Origin of the sequence: Roseomonas genomospecies 6, from assembly GCF_008365375.1 — a bacterium.
Classification (GTDB): Bacteria; Pseudomonadota; Alphaproteobacteria; order Azospirillales; family Azospirillaceae; genus Azospirillum.
This window is the reverse complement of the sequence record NZ_QOKW01000031.1, coordinates 21,943-34,500: the sequence shown is the minus strand read 5'-3', so window position 1 is coordinate 34,500 and position 12,558 is coordinate 21,943. Positions and strand designations below refer to the sequence as shown.

At 66.9% G+C, this 12,558-nt stretch carries 13 protein-coding genes; 6 read left to right on the top strand and 7 right to left on the bottom strand.

Going from position 1 to position 12,558, the window contains the following annotated elements:
- Window positions 1–5 precede the first annotated feature (5 nt).
- A complete protein-coding gene (locus DS843_RS26350; protein WP_149471800.1) occupies window positions 6–1,118 on the bottom strand; it encodes a CaiB/BaiF CoA transferase family protein in 1,113 nt (370 codons plus the stop codon).
- Window positions 1,119–1,323: 205 nt separating this feature from the next.
- Between DS843_RS26350 and DS843_RS26345 the strand changes: the two genes are divergently transcribed.
- The gene (locus DS843_RS26345) at window positions 1,324–1,524 is read left to right on the top strand and encodes a YegP family protein (protein WP_149471799.1); all 201 of its coding nucleotides are present in this window, start codon (window positions 1,324–1,326) and stop codon (window positions 1,522–1,524) included.
- 81 nt (window positions 1,525–1,605) lie between these two features.
- Here DS843_RS26345 and clpA read toward each other — a convergent pair whose 3' ends face one another.
- From clpA to DS843_RS26325, 4 genes are all read right to left on the bottom strand, one after another.
- Entirely contained in the window at window positions 1,606–3,921 is a 2,316-nt protein-coding gene (gene clpA / locus DS843_RS26340) for an ATP-dependent Clp protease ATP-binding subunit ClpA (RefSeq protein ID WP_149471798.1), read from the bottom strand.
- 8 nt (window positions 3,922–3,929) lie between these two features.
- Window positions 3,930–4,256, bottom strand: coding sequence for an ATP-dependent Clp protease adapter ClpS (gene clpS, locus DS843_RS26335; protein WP_038529118.1), 327 nt, complete (start codon window positions 4,254–4,256; stop codon window positions 3,930–3,932).
- Between the two features lie 440 nt (window positions 4,257–4,696).
- Complete coding sequence (locus DS843_RS26330; RefSeq protein ID WP_149471797.1) at window positions 4,697–5,182, bottom strand: phasin family protein; 486 nt, start codon at window positions 5,180–5,182, stop codon at window positions 4,697–4,699.
- A 268-nt stretch (window positions 5,183–5,450) separates the two neighbouring features.
- A complete protein-coding gene (locus DS843_RS26325; protein WP_149471796.1) occupies window positions 5,451–5,987 on the bottom strand; it encodes a phasin family protein in 537 nt (178 codons plus the stop codon).
- Window positions 5,988–6,408: 421 nt separating this feature from the next.
- Here DS843_RS26325 and DS843_RS26320 point away from each other — a divergent pair, with 421 nt between their 5' ends.
- Entirely contained in the window at window positions 6,409–7,170 is a 762-nt protein-coding gene (locus DS843_RS26320) for a proteasome-type protease (RefSeq protein WP_149471795.1), read from the top strand.
- 13 nt (window positions 7,171–7,183) lie between these two features.
- Here DS843_RS26320 and DS843_RS26315 read toward each other — a convergent pair whose 3' ends face one another.
- Window positions 7,184–7,993 carry a hypothetical protein gene (locus DS843_RS26315; protein ID WP_149471794.1) on the bottom strand — a complete coding sequence of 270 codons (810 nt, stop codon included), beginning with the start codon at window positions 7,991–7,993 and terminating at the stop codon, window positions 7,184–7,186.
- Between the two features lie 415 nt (window positions 7,994–8,408).
- Between DS843_RS26315 and DS843_RS26310 the strand changes: the two genes are divergently transcribed.
- Window positions 8,409–9,617: a D-alanyl-D-alanine carboxypeptidase family protein gene (locus tag DS843_RS26310; protein ID WP_286192336.1), complete on the top strand. Its 1,209-nt coding sequence runs from the start codon at window positions 8,409–8,411 to the stop codon at window positions 9,615–9,617.
- Window positions 9,618–9,621: 4 nt separating this feature from the next.
- Here the strand turns inward: DS843_RS26310 and DS843_RS26305 are convergent, their stop codons facing one another.
- Window positions 9,622–10,317, bottom strand: coding sequence for an ABC transporter permease (locus DS843_RS26305; RefSeq protein ID WP_149471792.1), 696 nt, complete (start codon window positions 10,315–10,317; stop codon window positions 9,622–9,624).
- Window positions 10,318–10,419: 102 nt separating this feature from the next.
- On the opposite strand from DS843_RS26305, the gene fdhD reads away from it, so the two are divergent.
- Genes fdhD through DS843_RS26290 form a run of 3 tightly spaced genes read left to right on the top strand, consistent with a single transcriptional unit; the run spans window position 10,420 to window position 12,420 of the window.
- Window positions 10,420–11,313: a formate dehydrogenase accessory sulfurtransferase FdhD gene (gene fdhD / locus DS843_RS26300; RefSeq protein ID WP_149471791.1), complete on the top strand. Its 894-nt coding sequence runs from the start codon at window positions 10,420–10,422 to the stop codon at window positions 11,311–11,313.
- Entirely contained in the window at window positions 11,303–11,929 is a 627-nt protein-coding gene (gene mobA, locus DS843_RS26295; protein ID WP_286192335.1) for a molybdenum cofactor guanylyltransferase MobA, read from the top strand. Before fdhD ends, mobA begins: the two co-directional genes overlap by 11 nt.
- Window positions 11,926–12,420, top strand: a complete 495-nt coding sequence (locus DS843_RS26290; RefSeq protein ID WP_149471789.1) for a DUF3305 domain-containing protein — start codon at window positions 11,926–11,928, stop codon at window positions 12,418–12,420. Before mobA ends, DS843_RS26290 begins: the two co-directional genes overlap by 4 nt.
- Window positions 12,421–12,558: the final 138 nt, after the last annotated feature.

The following is a 12,558-nucleotide window of genomic DNA, read 5'->3' as shown; positions in this document are numbered from 1 at the left end:
AGGCTTCAGCCCCAGGCGGAGAGCACCGCGGCGGCGGTGGATTCGCGCAGAGGGGTTCGCTCGGGCGGGGTGCCGCCATCGACCCGCAGACCCATCAGGGTTTCCACCAGCGGCTCCGGCCCCGTCGTGATGCGAATCTGGCGGCGGGCGGCGATGTGCGGATGGTCCGGCATCTCCGTCAGCGTCGGCAGCGCCTCGAAGCAGCAATCGACGGGGTCGAGCAGCGCCTTCCAATCGGCGAGGCTGCGGCCGGCGAACAAAGCGGCCACCTCTTCGATCAGGGCGGTCTGGGGGAGCGGGTCGGCCTGCCGGGCGATCCAGTCGGGGCGCTCCACCGCCTCGCAGAAGCCTTGCCAGAACTTCGCCTCCAGCGCCGACAGCGTGGCGAAGCGCCCGTCCGCGGTGCGGTAGATGCGGTAGCAGGCGGCCCCGCCGGACAGCAGCGCCTCGCCGCGGGCCGAAACCTGCCCGCGCGCGTCGGCGGTCAGGTTGAAGCCCTGCCAGCCCAGCACCGTTTCCATGATCGACAGGTCGAGGAAACAGCCCTCGCCGCTGCGCTGGCGCCCGAACAGGGCGGCGACCACCGCCAACGCCGTCTGATGGGCCGAGGCGAAGTCGGCGACGGGAGGGTGGCTGATCGAGGGGTGGTCCGGCGTGCCGGAGGAGTCCAGCCCGCCGCCGACCGCCATGTAGTTCAGGTCGTGCCCGGCCCGCCGGGCGTAGGGGCCGGTGCTGCCCCAGCCGGACAGGCTGGCATGAACCAGCCGCGGGTTCAGAGCGCGCAGCCGCGCATGACCCAGCCCCAGCTTGTCCAGCACGCCCGGCCGGTAGCTTTCCACAAGCGCGTCGGCCCCGGCGATCAGCCGTTCGAAGGAGCTGCGGTCGCCCTCGTCCTTCAGGTTCAGGCGGATGACGGTCTTGCCGGCGTTCAGCAGCTTGTAGGCGGCGGTCATGCCGTCCGCATCGGTGGGACCCATCTTGCGCAGCGGGTCGCCGCTCGGAGCCTCCACCTTCACCACCTCCGCGCCGAGGTCGGCCAGCATCTGGGCGGCGTAGGGACCCGGCAGATACTGGCCCAGGTCGATGATGCGCAGTCCGGTCAGGAAGGGCAGGGGCATGGTGCGTTTCCTCAGTGTTCTTTGTCGTGGGGACGGCCTATCCGTCGCTTTTGCGGATTGTCCGTGATGCGGCAGTAAGCGCGCAACCCTCCGGAAGGTTCCCTTCTCGCCACGAGGGAGAGGGATGGAGTCTGTGCAACCTGTTTCCTTTCACGGTAGAACCCTTTCCATCGTCATTATCCAGGCCGATGGCAAGGAGAAGAGCATGTTCAGGACCAAAGAAAAGAAGGTTGGCAAGTACAAGGTCTACAAGGATCACCGCGGCGAATGGCGATGGACCTTCTACGCCGTCAATGGGGAGGTCATCGCCGTCAGCAGCGAAGGCTACAGAGATGAGCGCAACTGCCAGCACAGCATCACCCTGATGAAGACATCCGGTGATGCGACCGTGGTGGTCGAGGAATGATGGCCGAGTGAATAAAGGCCGGGTGAAAAAGGAAAGGGGGCCTTGCGGCCCCCTTTCCTTCACGTTTCTTGCGGACCGGCGTCATTCCGCCAGTTCGTGCACGACCTCGTCCTCGTCCTCGTCGCCGGAGCGCCGCTTGCGCGACCCTTCGGTGTACTCGAAGGCGGGCTTGTCGTCCTTCACGGTCACCTTGACCAGGCCGCCCTTGGCGAGCTTGCCGAACAGAAGCTCCTCCGCCAGCGGCTTCTTCAGGTGCTCCTGGATCACGCGGCCCAGCGGACGCGCGCCGTAAAGCGGGTCGTAGCCCTTCTTGCCCAGCCACTCGCGGGCCAGATCGTCGAGTTCGATCGTGACGCCGCGGTCTTCGAGCTGCGCTTCCATCTGCATGATGAACTTGTCCACCACGCGGTTGATGACCTCCCGGGTCAGCGGCGCGAAGGGGATGATCGCATCCAGACGGTTGCGGAACTCCGGCGTGAACAGCTTCTCGACCGCTTCCATGTCCTCGCCGACCCGGCGCTCGCGCTCGAAGCCGATGGCCGGCTTGGCCATGTCCGCGGCGCCCGCGTTGGAGGTCATGATGAGGATGACGTTGCGGAAGTCCACCGTCTTGCCGTTGTGGTCCGTCAGCTTGCCGTGATCCATGATCTGCAACAGGATGTTGAACAGATCCGGATGCGCCTTCTCGATCTCGTCGAGCAGCAGCACGCAATGCGGATGCTGGTCGATGGCATCGGTCAGCAGGCCGCCCTGGTCGAACCCGACATAGCCCGGAGGCGCGCCGATCAGGCGGGAGACGGTGTGCCGCTCCATGTATTCCGACATGTCGAAGCGGGTCAGCTCGATGCCCAGCGTGAGGGAGAGCTGGCGGGCCACCTCGGTCTTGCCGACGCCGGTCGGGCCGGTGAACAGGTAGTTGCCGATGGGCTTCTCCGGTTCGCGCAGGCCGGCGCGGGCCAGCTTGATGGCGGAGACCAGCGCGTCGATGGCCTTGTTCTGGCCGAAGACCATGGTCTTCAGGTCGCGCTCCAGGTTGAGGAGCGTTTCCTTGTCGTCGCGGCTGACCGACTTCGGCGGGATGCGGGCGATCTTGGCGACCACCGCCTCCACGTCCTTGACGGAGATCTTCTTCTTCCGCTTGTTCTCCGGCAGCAGCATCTGCGCGGCGCCGACCTCGTCGATGATGTCGATGGCCTTGTCCGGCAGCTTGCGGTCGCCGATGTACTTCGCGGACAGTTCCACCGCCGACCGGATCGCGTCGTTGGTGTAGCTCACCCGGTGGTGCTTCTCGTAGTAGGTCTTGATCCCCTGGAGGATCTTGATCGCATCCTCGACCGTCGGCTCGTTGACGTCGATCTTCTGGAAGCGCCGGACGAGCGCCCGGTCCTTCTCGAAATAGTTCCGGTACTCCTTGTAGGTCGTCGAACCGATGCAACGCAGGGAGCCGGAGGCGAGGGCCGGCTTCAGCAGGTTCGAGGCGTCCATCGCACCGCCCGAGGTCGCACCGGCCCCGATGACCGTGTGGATCTCGTCGATGAAGAGGACGGCACCTTCCGTGGCCTCCAGTTCGGAGACGACGGCCTTCAGGCGCTCTTCGAAGTCGCCGCGGTACCGCGTACCGGCGAGCAGGGAGCCCATGTCGAGCGCGAAGATGGTGGCGCCCTTCAGCACCTCCGGGACCTCGCCATGGACGATGCGGCGGGCCAGCCCCTCGGCGATGGCGGTCTTGCCGACACCGGGGTCACCGACATACAGCGGGTTGTTCTTCGACCGCCGGCACAGGATCTGGATGGTCCGTTCGACCTCCTGCTCCCGTCCGATCAGCGGATCGATCTTCCCGCTGGCCGCCTTCTTGTTCAGGTTGACGCAATAAGCCTCTAGGGCTTCGCTGCCTTTCTTCACGACCTTCTCCGCCGCCGCGTCCTCGTCGGCACCGGTGACCCGCTTGGTTTCGGAGCGGCCCGGAGCCTTCGCGATTCCGTGAGAGATGTAGTTCACCGCGTCGAAACGGGTCATCTCCTGCTCCTGCAGGAAATAGACCGCGTGGCTTTCGCGTTCAGAGAACAGGGCGACGAGCACATTTGCTCCCGTCACCTCCTCACGCCCCGACGACTGGACGTGGATGGCCGCGCGTTGCAGCACCCGCTGGAAGCCAGCCGTCGGCTTCGCATCATCGGGCCTGTTCGTGATGAGGTTCGCAAGCTCGTTGTCGAGGTAATCCGACAGTTCGGCGCGCAGGCGGTCCAGATCGACTCCGCAAGCGCGCAAGACGGCCATGGCATCGGCGTCCTCGGTCAATGCGAGCAGCAAGTGTTCGAGCGTCGCGTATTCGTGCCTGCGCTCGTTCGCATGGGCCAGGGCTCGGTGCAGCGTCTGTTCCAGGTTACGCGACAGCATCTGTGGCCTTAATCCTTTTCTAGCGTACATTGCAGCGGATGCTGGTGCTGGCGCGCAAAATCCATCACCTGCGTGACTTTCGTCTCCGCCACCTCGTAGGTGAACACGCCGCACAAGCCCACACCCCGCCGGTGCACATGCAGCATGATCCGTGTCGCCTCCTCGCGCGACTTGGCAAAGAAGCGCTCCAAGACATGAACGACGAATTCCATAGGTGTGTAGTCGTCGTTCAACATCAAGACCTTATACATCGAGGGCTTTTTAGTCTTAGGCTTGGTTTTTATGACCACGCCCGTGGTGGTGCCCTCGTCGCCGTGCTTGTCGTTTTCGGCCATGGTCTCAACAGGTCAGCATCGCGATGTACGTCGCATGAATGATATGAGAACTCCGGGCGCGGTGGGAAGGGTCCGTTTTCGGTGTCTCCCCATTTGGGAGAGGCCCTTTCGGAACGGAACCAGCCCGATTACCCCGGAATTGGTGGAATTCGCGTGTGTTGCGGCGGAACCGCCGCACCGGCGTGCCAAAAATGGCACGCACCGCACCCGGACCATGTCCGCCGGCCCCAAAATGAACAAGCCCGGCGGTCAGGACCGCCGGGCTTTCCCGGAATTTCACAATGCCGTGAGGCGGCAGGATTTTAAGCGGTACCGCCTCGTGCCGCCCGCACCCCCGGACGGTAGTGTCCCGGAGGTGACGGACTCGGGAGCCGCCCCGGCCCTGCGGCCGGGTCTGCGGGATTGTGGGCTCCGGGTCATTTTGTCTCAGGCCGCCGGTATCAGGCCGCCTTCGTCACGACCGGCTTCGACAGCGTCGCCACGGTGAGCTGGACGCGGTCGTTGATCGGCGCGAAGGCGTCCTTGGCGGTCTTCAGCGACAGCTCCTGCAGCTTGGCGCTCTCCTTCACGAAGGTCTCGAAGCTCGCCTTGGCGAAGCTGCTCTGCAGCTCGACCAGCTCCTGCACGGTCTTCACGGCCAGCAGGGCCTTGCCGGTGGCGGCGCCCTTCTCCAGCGAGGACTGGGTGTAGGAGGCGACCTGCTTGCCGGCTTCCTCGGCGCCCTTGGCGACGATGGTGCCCGACTTCACGACGGCGTCGACGTTGCCCTTGGTCAGCGCGGTCAGTTCGTCGAAGCTCTTCATGATCTGAGCGGAGGCCTTCTCGAACTGCTCCTGCTGGGACTTGACCAGGCCGTCCACGTTCTGCTTGGCGGCGGACACGGCGTCTTCGAAGGTCTTGGTGGCGGCGGCGAACTTGTCGGTCATGGAACGGCTCCTCGGATCTTGTCGGGTTGACCCGCGCCGGACCCACCGATTGGCGACCGCGCGGATGTTCGGTCGGGTGACCCCGTGGTTTCGGGCGTCGGACCGATGCTGCAATGCAGCATGACTAAACTTAGGGCAGGCTCCCGTGCCTGTCAACGGGTTTTTGTGCGGTGCACAAAAACCCTGGCGCGTCCCGGCGGCCCTTTCGACACGCGAAACCCGACCGTCGGGAAACGGCCGGGTTTCGCGGTTCGGCGCCGGTGCCGCGTCAGGCGGCCAGCGGCTTGGACAGGGTGCTGACCGTGACGGACACGCGGTCCTTCAGCGGGGTCAGGGCCTCGGTCGCGATGCGGGTGCCGAGATCCTGGAGGCGGGAGGATTCCGCGACGAAGGCGTCGAAGCTGGCCTTCACGTAGTCGCTCTGGAGATCGACGACCTCCTTCAGCGACTTGGCGGTCAGCAAGGCCTTGCCGGTGGTGACCGACTTGTCGAAGGACGCCTGGGCGTAGGCGGTCACTTCGCGGGTCAGCTCCTCCGCGCCCTGGGTGGCGATGCTGCCGCTCTGGATCAGCGCCTCCACGTTGGCCTTGTTCAGGGCCTGAAGTTCGGCGGAGATCTTCAGAAGCTGGGACGACAGCTTCTCCACCTGCTCCTTAGTGACGGAGGCGGTCTGCTCGAACGTCTTCGCGGCCTGCTCCTGGCCGGCCTTGACGAAGCCTTCGACCTGTTCCTTGGCCTGGATGGCGGCGCTTTCGAAAGCCTGGGTGGGGGCGGTGGCCGGCTTGGCCTTCGTCACGGTCGTCATGCCTTGCGTTCCTTCCTTCTTCGAAGCCCGGCGCGCGCAGGATTCGGGACGGCGGACCGTCCGCCTGCGGGGCGCTGGTCGGCTGCGTTGGGGATGGCCCGGACGGGGCCGGGCCGGAAATGCTGCGGTGCAGCAATGGCTAAACTATGGGCAATCGTTCGTGGTGTCAACAAAGAATCTTGTGCATTGCACAATATATCAGTCGTCGCTCACCCAAATGCTTGCCGGTACAGGGCAAGCCCTTCCGTTCCGCAAAGCGGGAAATCCGATCCACTTCGCATCGACTTGAGCGGTGCCTTTACCAAAGCTTTACCGTCGGTCGCGCCCAATCCTATCCTGCCCGCCGAAGGGATGCGCTTCGGCCAAAGGTCAGACCAACCGCGGCGAAACGCCGCAGCTTCCAGTTCGGGAACGTCCTTTCATGACCTACTGCCTCGGCATCAAGACCCGTGACGGCCTGATCGGCCTGTCGGACGGGCGCATCACCAGCGGTTCGCAGCTTTCCTCGGCGCGCAAGGTGACCATGGTGGGCGGCGGCGGCGACCGCTTCTTCATCCTGAACTCCGGCCTGCGCAGCGTGCGCGACAAGACGCTGGCCTACCTGCGCCGCGACATGTCCCGGCGCCGGGGCGAGAGCTACCCGACCATGCTGGACGCGCTGTCGGCCTTCACGGCCTGCCTGCGCCAGGTGGCGGCGGAGGACAAGGAGGCGCTGGAGGCGTCCAAGCTGGCCTTCAACCTGCACGCCATCATCGGCGGCCAGCTCGCCGAGGACCGGGAGCCCTACATGTTCCTGGTCTATCCGGAGGGCAACTGGATCGAGGTGGACGAGCGCACGCCCTACCTGTCCATCGGCGCCACCGCTTACGGCAAACCGATCCTGGACCGCGCGCTGTCCTACAGCACGGACATGCGGACGGCGCTGAAGATCGCCTACCTGTCCTTCGACAGCACGCGCTTCTCGTCCAACGACGTCGGCTTCCCCATCGACATGGTGACCTTCAACACGCAGGAGCGCCTGTGGCGCCAGTCGAACTTCGATTACGACGATCTGGTCGAGCAGCGCCTGTGGTGGAACCGGAACATCACCGAACTGGCCCGCCGCATGCCGGACGGCCCGTGGGTGGACACGTTGCTGTCCGAGGGCGCCCGGGCGGCGGTCGCGGAGGAAGAGGTCGTGTAACCTCTTGCCTCCTCTACTTCCCGGCGAACAGCCACGCCCCGAAGGGCGCGGTGGGGCCGACCAGACCGTCGCGCCCCACCTGGACTTCGAACACCACCCCCGCGCCGTCCACCCGACCGCCGGTCGGCAGGGTGCGCGGCGCGTCCTGGGGGCGTGGCAGGGCGGGGTAGGGCACGCCGGTCCCCTGGCCGCTTCCGTCCAGGTCCTTCAGCGGCCCGTCGAAGCGGATGTCGGCGAAGCGGTCCGAGGGGTATGGATAGGCGTTGAAGAACCAGCTTCCCCGCCGGCAGCCGTTGATCAGCCAGTAGACGCCGTTGGACGGCAGCCGCACGCCGCTGGGCGCCGGTTCGAAGGCGCCGCTTTCGTAGAGACGCAGGACGAACAGGGCGAACTGGCGCGGCGAAAGCTGGGCCTTGGCCACCGGGCCGCGGGCGACCGCCGCCGGGTCGTCCAGGTCGATGCGTGCGAGGTCGGTCGCCTCCAGCACGCGGGCTTCGACGACGGCGCCGCCGGTGCTGCGGTCGCCGACGATGTCGTAGGTCCGCACATGCTTCTGGTAGTCGGCGTTGAAGACCAGCCGGTAACGGTCGGTCCCGCCCTCGGTGCAGGCGGCGCGCAGGTCGTCGCCGTTGAGGTAGCTGACCCAGGTCAGCTTGCGCGCCACGGGGTTGTCCGTCGGCCCGACCGAGGCGCAGCCGGCGAGAAGCCCCGCCGCCGCCAGCGCCGCCAGCCCGATGCCTTTTCCTCTTCGTCCATCCCGGACGGCAGCGCGCGGAATCGTCGGACGTCGCTTGGGCGGGCGTCGCTTGGGCGGGCGTGTCATGAGGTGCCTCGCGTCCGGTCAGGAGGGATGGGGTCGTCCTGCGCTTCGGAAAAACTCGCTTGTCGGGAAAATGGATTGGCGGTCGCGCTCCTTCAACGCGGTTCGCCCCCGACGGGTCCCCGCCCTATCCAATTTCGTCACAGCGTTGCCCAAGAAGTCGAAGCGGGAAATTAACGAATTGTCGCTAGACACTGTTTTGCATGGAATTTACCATTGCGCCAAACAGCAAGTATTAGCCTTTGGCGGGGGCATCATGAACGTAACGGGCCGGACCGTTCGAAGCCTGCTTTTGTCGTTCGCTTGGCGCGGGCGCGAAACGAAGGGAGAACAGGCCAAAGAACGTTTGGCGGATCGACGTTCGACTCTGGGGCGTGCCTTCGGCATTACCCCTTTCGTTCGATGGATGCATGGGGCCGTGCCGGCCGCGCTGGTCCTGGCCGCGCTCCTCCTGGCGCCGCTGCCGGCGCTGGCCGCCAAATACGCGGCGATCGTCGTGGACGCGCGCACGGGTGAGGTGCTGCACGAGGAGAACGCGGACACCCTCACCTATCCGGCGTCGCTGACCAAGATGATGACGCTCTACCTCACCTTCGACGCGTTGGACGAGGGGCGGCTGCGGCTGGACCAGGCGCTGCCGGTGTCGGCCTGGGCGGAGGCGCAGTCCCCGACCAAGCTGGGGCTGCGCGCCGGCAGGACGCTGCGGGTGGAGCAGGCGATCCTCGGGTTGGTCACCAAGTCGGCCAACGACGCCTCCGTCGTCCTGGCCGAGGCGCTGGGCGGCAGCGAGGCCAAGTTCGCCGAGATGATGACCCGCAAGGCCCGCGAGCTGGGCATGCGCAACACCGTGTTCCGCAATTCCAACGGCCTGCCGAACATGGAGCAGGTGACCACCGCGCGCGACTTCTCCATCCTGTCGCGGGCGATGCTGTCCGACCATTCCCGCTATTACCCCTATTTCAGCCGCCGCAACTTCGTCTATGGCGGACGCAGCCTGCACAACCACAACCGGCTGATGTCCCGCTACGAGGGCATGGACGGCATCAAGACCGGCTACACGGTGGCCAGCGGCTTCAACCTCGCGGCGTCGGCGGTGCGCGACGGGCGCCGTCTGGTGGCCGTGGTGCTGGGCGGCAAGTCAGCGGCCTCGCGCGACGCCCGCATGGAAGCGATCCTGGACAAGGCGTTCAACAAGCCGAGCCGCGGCCAGGAGGCGCCGGTCGTCGCCCGTGCCGGAGATGACGACGAGGCGCCGCGCTCCACCGCCAAGGGCAGGCCGCCGGCCAAGCCGGAGACCATCGCGCAGCTCGCCTCCACCGTCTCCACCCCCGCCGCGGTCCGCCCGCCGGCCCGCGACGAGGAGACCGCCGGCGGAAAATGGGGGGTGCAGGTCGGCGCCTTCTCCACACGGGAGGCCAGCAACCGGGCGCTCAGTCAGGCGACCAAGCAGGCCCCCTTCCTGCTGCGCGCCGCCAAGCCGGCGGTGACCCCGGTGAAGGCCAACGGTTCCACCGTCTTCCGCGCGCGCATGGTCGGGCTGGACGAGAAGACCGCGCGCAAGGTCTGTTCGGAGCTGACCCGCAGCGGCCACCGCTGCGTCCCGGTGTCGCCGAACGAGAAGCTGTAGGCCATCAGACCCGCCGCGCCTCCCGCACCAGCGCGGCGGCGAGGTTCACGGACAGCGACAGGATCATCAGGATGACGCCGAGGCCGAGCGCCAGCGGCAGGTCGCCCTTGCTGGTCTCCAGCGCGATGGCGGTGGTCATGACTCGGGTGACCCGGTCGATGTTGCCGCCGACGATCATCACCGCCCCGACCTCCGCCGAGGCCCGGCCGAACCCGGCCAGGACGATGGTCAGCAGGCTCCAGCGTGCCTCCGACAGCAGGGTGACCAGCGTGGTCAGCGGCCCGGCCCCCATCACGCGCAGCAGGTCGGCGTAGTCCTCCAGAAGATCCTCGACCACCTGCCGGGTCAGGGCGGCGACGATGGGAACGATCAGCACGGTCTGCGCCACGATCATGGCCGTCGGGGTGAACAACAGCCCCAGCACCCCCAGCGGGCCGGACCGCGACAGGATCAGGTAGACGATCAGCCCCACCACCACCGGTGGAAGTCCCATCGTCGTGTTCAGGAAAAGCGTCACCGCGCGCCGCCCCGGAAAGCGGAAGGCCGCCACGGCGGCGCCCAGCGGCAGCCCGATCAGGGCCGACAGAAGGACCGCGGTCAGGCTGACGCGCAGCGACAGGGTGACGATCCCCACCAGGCCGGGGTCGAGGTCGGCGATCAGGTGGAAGGCGGTGACGAAAGCCAGACCGAACTCATGCATACCGGTACTCGTACGTGGAAACGGGGTCCCATCGCTTCCATCTTGCGGGAGCCGATCATCCGCCGCTTGCCCCGGCGCGCGATCTTCCCCACTCTTCCGCTCATGGACCTCTCGGAATTCACCATAAAGCCGGACCCGGCGAATCCCAAGCTGACGGAGCGTGTTTCCGGGCTGGATCAGGACGGGCGCCCGGTGGAAGCGTCGGTCACCGTGGAACGGCCGCTGACGCTGTACCTGAACGGGCAGGAGATCGTCACCATGATGACGATCGCCGACTACCCAGACTATCTGGCGGTCGGCTATCTGCTCAACCAGAACATGCTGAAGCGCGACGACCGGATCACCGGCATCGACTATGACGAGGAGATCGACACCGTCGTCGTCCGCACCGAGCGCGCCACGAATTACGAGCAGAAGCTCAAGAAGAAGACGCTGACCTCCGGTTGCGCCCAGGGCACCGCCTTCGGCGACGTGATGGAGACCTTCGAGTCGGTGCGGCTGAACCCCGACGCGCGGCTGAAGACCTCCTGGATTTACGCCCTGTCGAAGAAGATCAACCTGACCCCCAGCCTGTATCTGGAGGCGGGCGCCATCCATGGCTGCGTGCTGTGCCAGGAGGACCGGCCCCTCATCTACATGGAGGACGTCGGGCGCCACAACGCGGTGGACAAGGTGGCGGGCTACATGCACCTGCACGGCGTTCCCGCGCACGACAAGATTTTCTACACCACCGGGCGCCTGACCTCGGAGATGGTCATCAAGACGGTGCAGATGGGCATCCCGATCCTGCTCTCCCGCTCCGGCTTCACGGCCTGGGGGGTGGAACTGGGGCGGCAGGCCAACCTGACCATGGTCGGGCGGGCGAAGGGCAAGCGCTTCCTCGCCCTGGCCGGCACGGACCGTCTGGACTTCGACGCCGATCCGGCCTCGGTCGGCGACGAGGGCGGGCGCCACCAGCGCAAGGGGAGCCGGGATGAGGCCCGCGATGAGGAGTGAGGGCATTGCCGGCGTTCTGCTGGCCGGCGGCCTGTCGCGGCGCATGGGCGGCGGGGACAAGAGCCTGCGCACCCTCGGCGGGCGCAGCATCCTGGAACGCATCGTCGCCACCGCGCGCCCGCAGGTCGGGCCGCTCGTGCTGAACGCCAACGGCGACCCGGCGCGCTTCGCCGCCTTCGGCCTGCCGGTGGCGGCGGACGTGGTGGAGGGCTTCGCCGGGCCGCTCGCCGGGGTGCTGACCGGCATGGAATGGGCGCGGGCCAACGCGCCGGACTGCCGCTGGGTGGCCAGTTTCGCGACCGACGCGCCCTTCATTCCCGCCGATCTGGTCGCCCGCCTGATGGCGGCGGTGGAGCGCGAGGGGGCCGACCTTGCCTGCGCGCGCTCGGACGGGCAGGAGCATCCGGTCTTCGGGCTGTGGCGGGTGGACCTCGCCGACGACCTCCGCCGCGCCATGGTGGAGGAGGACATGCGCAAGGTGGACGCCTGGACGGCCCGCTACCGGCTGGCCGTTGCCGACTTCGCCACCGATCCGGTAGACCCCTTCTTCAACACGAACCGTCCCGACGATCTGGCGGAGGCGGAACGGCTGATGGCGGCAGGGCTGGTGCGATGAGCGAGACCCTCAATAAAACCGAGACGATGGCCCTGGGCATCGTTCTGGAACGCCGCAAGGGCGTCGGTCCCTGGGCGGAATGGGTGTGGCGTCCGGTGTCGGTGATCCCCGGCGCCCCGGCGGTGGACGGCCCGTGGCGCCTGCTCCGCGAGGGGGATGACTGGGCGCAGTTCCACGCCGCCACCCTGCCGCTGGAGCTGTTCCGCAGCGACACGGAAGGGTACAAGCTGAACCTGTCGCAGGAGCCGCCGCGCCTCTGGGTCGTGCTGCGCCCCGACGAGACGGGGGAACCGGGGGGCGTGGTGCCCTTCGTCGTCACCGCCTCCGCCCATGAATGCGAGGCCTATCAGGTGAGCGGCGTGGAGACGGTGGAAACGGTGCCCATGCCGCCGGAGGTCGCGGCCCTGGTCCGCGACTTCGCCGAGCAGCACCATGTGGATGTCCCCTTCGTGAAGCGCGAGCGCAAGCGGCACTTCCCGAAGCAGGGGTGATGAGGTTCCGGCGCTGGGCCCCCTCCCTAACCCTCCCCCACCTTCGGTGAGGGAGGGGACTTGAAGCCCTCCCCCGCGAAGTGGGGGAGGGTTGGGTGGGGGCCCAGCGCGACACCCGAAGTCCCCCGCGACCGCTTC

Excerpts from the sequence above, each read along its gene's own strand:
- DS843_RS26315 (WP_149471794.1), bottom strand. The coding sequence starts at position 7,993 with ATGACACGCCCGCCCAAGCGACGCCCGCCCAAGCGACGTCCGACGATT.
- DS843_RS26350 (WP_149471800.1), bottom strand. The coding sequence starts at position 1,118 with ATGCCCCTGCCCTTCCTGACCGGACTGCGCATCATCGACCTGGGCCAG.
- DS843_RS26330 (WP_149471797.1), bottom strand. The coding sequence starts at position 5,182 with ATGACCGACAAGTTCGCCGCCGCCACCAAGACCTTCGAAGACGCCGTG.
- DS843_RS26345 (WP_149471799.1), top strand. The coding sequence starts at position 1,324 with ATGTTCAGGACCAAAGAAAAGAAGGTTGGCAAGTACAAGGTCTACAAG.
- DS843_RS26305 (WP_149471792.1), bottom strand. The coding sequence starts at position 10,317 with ATGCATGAGTTCGGTCTGGCTTTCGTCACCGCCTTCCACCTGATCGCC.
- mobA (WP_286192335.1), top strand. The coding sequence starts at position 11,303 with ATGAGGAGTGAGGGCATTGCCGGCGTTCTGCTGGCCGGCGGCCTGTCG.
- DS843_RS26320 (WP_149471795.1), top strand. The coding sequence starts at position 6,409 with ATGACCTACTGCCTCGGCATCAAGACCCGTGACGGCCTGATCGGCCTG.
- clpS (WP_038529118.1), bottom strand. The coding sequence starts at position 4,256 with ATGGCCGAAAACGACAAGCACGGCGACGAGGGCACCACCACGGGCGTG.
- DS843_RS26325 (WP_149471796.1), bottom strand. The coding sequence starts at position 5,987 with ATGACGACCGTGACGAAGGCCAAGCCGGCCACCGCCCCCACCCAGGCT.
- DS843_RS26290 (WP_149471789.1), top strand. The coding sequence starts at position 11,926 with ATGAGCGAGACCCTCAATAAAACCGAGACGATGGCCCTGGGCATCGTT.
- clpA (WP_149471798.1), bottom strand. The coding sequence starts at position 3,921 with ATGCTGTCGCGTAACCTGGAACAGACGCTGCACCGAGCCCTGGCCCAT.
- fdhD (WP_149471791.1), top strand. The coding sequence starts at position 10,420 with ATGGACCTCTCGGAATTCACCATAAAGCCGGACCCGGCGAATCCCAAG.